Annotated in this window: 4 protein-coding genes and 1 pseudogene; 2 read left to right on the top strand and 3 right to left on the bottom strand. The window is 70.4% G+C overall.

The genetic code is table 11. The features are described 5' to 3' along the window. Together AB8Z75_RS31695 and AB8Z75_RS31690 are read right to left on the bottom strand one after the other, a co-directional pair. Positions 1–774 (bottom strand): annotated as a pseudogene (locus AB8Z75_RS31695) (RHS repeat protein); the annotation flags it as partial. A gap of 296 nt (positions 775–1,070) precedes the next feature. Then, positions 1,071–1,535 carry a DUF3592 domain-containing protein gene (locus tag AB8Z75_RS31690; RefSeq protein WP_369208063.1) on the bottom strand — a complete coding sequence of 155 codons (465 nt, stop codon included), beginning with the start codon at positions 1,533–1,535 and terminating at the stop codon, positions 1,071–1,073. A gap of 231 nt (positions 1,536–1,766) precedes the next feature. On the opposite strand from AB8Z75_RS31690, the gene AB8Z75_RS31685 reads away from it, so the two are divergent. After that, positions 1,767–2,474 carry a DUF5701 family protein gene (locus AB8Z75_RS31685; protein WP_369208061.1) on the top strand — a complete coding sequence of 236 codons (708 nt, stop codon included), beginning with the start codon at positions 1,767–1,769 and terminating at the stop codon, positions 2,472–2,474. 581 nt (positions 2,475–3,055) lie between these two features. Next, positions 3,056–3,640, top strand: coding sequence for a DUF3291 domain-containing protein (locus AB8Z75_RS31680; protein ID WP_369208059.1), 585 nt, complete (start codon positions 3,056–3,058; stop codon positions 3,638–3,640). A 62-nt stretch (positions 3,641–3,702) separates the two neighbouring features. Here AB8Z75_RS31680 and AB8Z75_RS31675 read toward each other — a convergent pair whose 3' ends face one another. Beyond that, positions 3,703–4,347: a dihydrofolate reductase family protein gene (locus AB8Z75_RS31675; protein ID WP_369208057.1), complete on the bottom strand. Its 645-nt coding sequence runs from the start codon at positions 4,345–4,347 to the stop codon at positions 3,703–3,705. Between the last annotated feature and the right edge of the window lie 113 nt (positions 4,348–4,460).

Genomic DNA, 4,460 nt, shown 5'->3' with positions numbered 1-4,460 from the left:
GTGTGGTCCGTCTGGGACACGGGGCGGTGGGTGTCCGGGGTGTAGTCCCACGTCGTCGTCTGGCCCTCGGCGCTGGTCTGTTCTGCCAGGCGGGTCCCGTCCCAGGTGAAGGTGACCTTCTCACCGGTCGGGCCCTGCTTGGCGATGCGGCGGCCCGCCGGGTCGTAGAGGTACGTCCACTCGTCACCGGTTGGGGTGGTGACGCCCGTGAGACGGTCCTCGGCACTCCACGCGTAGGTCCAGGTGCGTTTCTGGCCGTTGAGGAGGCGGATCGTCTTGGAGGTGCGGCGGCCCGCGGCGTCGTGTGTGTACGAGGTGCGCCCTGCGCGGTGGAGGAGGGTTCCCTCCACGGTGCGGTCGCCGGGGGCGGGGTGGTCGGGGCCGTGTGCCGTGGTGAGGTTGCCGGCCGCGTCGTAGGCGTAGGTCTCGCGCCAGCCGTGCGCCCGCACGGCTGTGACGCGTCCGACCGGGTTGAGGTCGTAGCGGCGCGTGCCGGAGGTGAGTTCGCGGATCTCTGTGAGGTAGCCGTCGGGGCCGGTAGGCGTAGTCGCGGTGCTGGAGCAGCGCGGTGGGGGTGCGGGTGGTCTGGGTGGTGAGTCTGTCGGCGCGGTCCCATTCCTGTCGCAGCACGAGGGAGCCGGTGCGGCGTTCGGTCTCGCGGCCGGCCGCGTCGTGCGTGAAGGAGAGGGTGCCGTGGTCGGTGGCCAGCTCCTGGGGGCGGCTCTCCGCGTCGTAGGTCCAGATGGAGGTGAGCCCTGAGGGGGTGGCGCGCCGCACGCACCGGCTCACCGAAGACGGGAGCAGCCAGTTTCAGCTCCGGTACCTGGATTCCCAGCACCTCGCCGCCCTTGGTCGCACCCGCCCCGTAGTCCGAGCTGGTGGTGTGGTTCACCCGTGTGTGAACGGGGCGTTCCGGAGCGGACATCGGCGCCTCCTACGACCACCCGGCGCGACGCGACGCGGTGCGGCGCGGCGAAGCCTCGAAACTGCGTACGGCGGAAGCTGAGTGTAGTCGGTTGGTAACTTCCCCTTGCACGCGTTTCTGCCGAGCGCTGCTCCGCTCGCGGCACCTACGTGAACAGCGCCCCGAAGAGGAAGCCCAGGCCGTTCAGGGCGAAGAGTGCGCCCATTCCGGCGAACAGCCACCATATTCCGCTGCTCTCGGCCGGGAGCGTCCAACGGCGGGGGTTCGCAGGGTCGTAGCGCACCTCGACGGGGGTGCCGACGGCCATCGTCCGCTCGCGGGTGCGGGCGATGTTCCACGTGGTTTCCATGGCACGTCCCTCGGCCGTGGTCCAGGTGACGATCGGGCGGTACGCGGTCATGTCCCCGTGCGTCCGCACGGTGAGCGTGGACCCTGGACCCGGCCCACTCATCTGGGTCGGTTTGAGGCCGCTCACCACCCCCTGTGCACGCGCGCCGCTTCGGACCAGACGGCGCGTCCGACGGATGTGGACGTACATCACCGTGCCGAGAACGAGCCCGACCGGGGTGAAGCTCAGCCCGAGTATCCAGAGGACGGAGGAGTCGGACATGAGACCTGCTCCGATCGGCGGCGGCGGACAGCGGCAGTGCGTGAGTGCGGCGAGGGTGGCCCGTGCCGCGCGGCTCGCGTCAGCGGAAGCCTACCGGCGGTGCCGTGAGCGGCTGCGGTGCCTCGGACTCCGTCCCGTACGTCCCTTGGGCATCCGCGACGCGGCGGGAACACTTCCGCGACCCCCCTCGTTAGGTTCGAGCCCGCCCACGTCGCTGTCCCGAGGAGCATCGTGTCCCAGACCACGCCCAGCGCCTCCACCACCTCCACCACCTCCACCACCCTTCCCCCGCTTCCGGATCCGCTCGCCCAGGCCGAGCGGTTGATCGAGCTGGGGGTGCACCGGATCGCCGGGTTGTCCGCCGACGAGATCCGTACCTTCGCCGCGGAGGCGGAGGGCCCCGCGGGCGAAGGCGGTGCCCTCCTCGCCGTTCATCCGGAGCGAGCCCCTGCCTCGGCCCTCGCACCGCTGCTTCGCCGCGAGGAGGAGCCGGACAAGCCGGGGTTCGTCGTCACCGACATGCCCGACGTGGACCTCTTCGCCCCGCTCGACACGGTCGCACTGCCCGACTCCCCGCTCTACCTCGTCACCGGACCCGACCGCGGTGACGAGATGGCGAACTGGAGCCCCAACGAGGCGCTGCCCGCACTCAGCGCGAAGGACCGCACCCCGTTGCTGCTCACGGAGGGCATCCACTGGGTCGTGCAGCAGCCTGCCGTCCTGGAGCGGAACCGCTGTTTCATGACCATCGGCTCCCGGCTGCGCAAAGCCGGCGGCGCGCTGGACGCCCGCACCCCGGCGCTCTGGATCAGCAACGGCACCGGGAGGGACGGTCGCGAGCGCCGCAACGCCCCCAAGGTCGGCTGGTGCTGGGCGGGCAACCGGCACACCTGGCTGGGCTTCGCCTCAGCGGCCGACCGCCGGTCCCCGGGCGCGTAGAGACGGCGAACACATGGTGATCGGCGGGCCGGGTGGGGCATACGACGCGTCCTGACCACCCGGCCCGGCCGCGCCCTTTCCGACTGAGCCCTTGACCCCCCTCCCGCACCCCGCATGTCTCACGCCGGTGCTCGGTCCGCCGCCATGCGATAGGCCGCCGAAATGCGATAGGCCGCCGCCATGCGACAGGCCGTCGCCATGCGATAGGCCGTCGCTATGCGACAAGTCGCCGTCATGCGACAACAGGCCTGGGCACCAGGCGGGCGCGGCGCCTGCCGCACCGGACGGCGGGCGGCGGCTCACTGGCTTCAGGCCAGGGCGGCTTCGAGACGCCGGGCATTTCTGGCACATTCCCGCCAGGCGATGTGCCTTACGGATTCTCCGAGGGGCCTGTTCAGAAGGCCACTTGAGCACGGAAAAAGCAACTTCGACAGGGCTTGCAGCGGGGGCTATCTTCTCCTGACATTCGGCGCCGCCCGCATCTCCCCCGCCCCACGTGCAGGCCACCGAATCGCGTCCACGCCCAGACAGCGAGAGCGTCAGGGACTTCCCCACCAGGCCTTTCGGCCAGGGAGAAACGCATGCCCCAGCTTGCTCTATACACGTTCGGCATCCTGAAATCGCCCCTCGCCGACCCCGCACCTCTTATGCGGGAGTTCCACGAAAGCGGTGAAGCCATCTACCGGGAGATCGGCCGGCATCCCCGATACCTCGCTCGCGCCGAAGCGGCAGATCGCAGCCTGGGCGCACGGACGGATTTCGAGGCGGACTGGGGTGAGTGGGGAGAGTTCGCTGTCCCGGCCTGGTACGGGAAAGGCCGTACCGCGGAAACCGTCGCCCTGGCCGCGACCCTCTCACTCTGGACCGACCTGCGCTCCGCCTTCGACGCCTTCTACACCGGCCCGCACCGCGCGGCGCTCACCAGGCGTTACGACTGGTTCGAGAAGACGGGGCACCCGGGTTACGTGTTCTGGTGGATCGCCGACGGCACGATACCCACCTGGCAGGACGGGGTGACCAGGCTGGAACACCTCCACGACCACGGCGCCGCGCCGTACGGCTTCACCTTCCACCACGCGTTCGATCCGGGCGGAACACCGACCGGACTCACAGACATCGCACCGAGGAACGACGTGTCCACGCCCGACTCGCCTACGGGCGGCTGACGCTGTCCGAGGGGCGAGACCAGCGAGCGCACAGGCAGAACGGGTTCAACAGGGACGCAGTGTCACCTGCGCCAGAACACATGGTGCGTCACGCCACTCGGGCTGGGCACGACGTCCAGGTGGAAGCGGTCGAGCAACTCGTCGGGCGACTCCCAAAACCGTACGCCGGCGCCGAGCTTCACCGGGGAGACCGCCACGTGGAGGGTGTCGACGAGGCCGGCGTCGAGGAACTCCCGGATGACGGTCGGCCCGCCGCCGAGCCGCACGTCCTTGCCCTGCGCCGCCTCCCGCGCTTGGGCGAGGACCGAGGCCGGGTCGCCGCCGACGAAGTGGAACGTGGTGTCGGACAGCGTGAACGATGGGCGGTCGTGGTGGGTCATGACGAACACCGGAGTGTGGAACGGAGGCTCGTCACCCCACCAGCCCTGCCACTCGTGGTCCTGCCAGGGGCCGCGCTGGGGCCCGAACTTGTTGCGCCCCATGATCTCGGCGCCGATGTTGCGGCCGTAGTCCCGCGTGAAGTAGTCGTCCAGGCCCCGGCTTCCCCCGGGGTCCGCACGGTTGGGCCAGCTCGCCGTGGCGCCGGCCCAGGCGAACAGCTCCTCGGGCTCGGCGTGCCCGAACGGCCGCTCCCTGCTCTGGGGCTCACCGGTGCCGAAACCGTCACTCGTGACGACGAAGTTCTGGACCCTCAGCAGTTGGCGCACGTCACTCCTCCTCGATAGGTGGTGACAGGTGGACCATCCGGGACGGCGGAACTCATCGCTGGGGCGAAACCGGCCGGGATCGTCGGCCCGGGCCAGCCCGGGGGCCCCGGGGG

The organism is Streptomyces sp. PU-14G (genome assembly GCF_041028275.1).
Taxonomy (GTDB): domain Bacteria; phylum Actinomycetota; class Actinomycetes; order Streptomycetales; family Streptomycetaceae; genus Streptomyces.
Note: the sequence above shows the minus strand (reverse complement) of the source record. Positions and strands in the feature narration are given on the sequence as shown.

Coding starts and splice junctions, on each gene's coding strand:
- AB8Z75_RS31680 (WP_369208059.1), top strand. CDS start 3,056: ATGCCCCAGCTTGCTCTATACACGTTCGGCATCCTGAAATCGCCCCTC.
- AB8Z75_RS31690 (WP_369208063.1), bottom strand. CDS start 1,535: ATGTCCGACTCCTCCGTCCTCTGGATACTCGGGCTGAGCTTCACCCCG.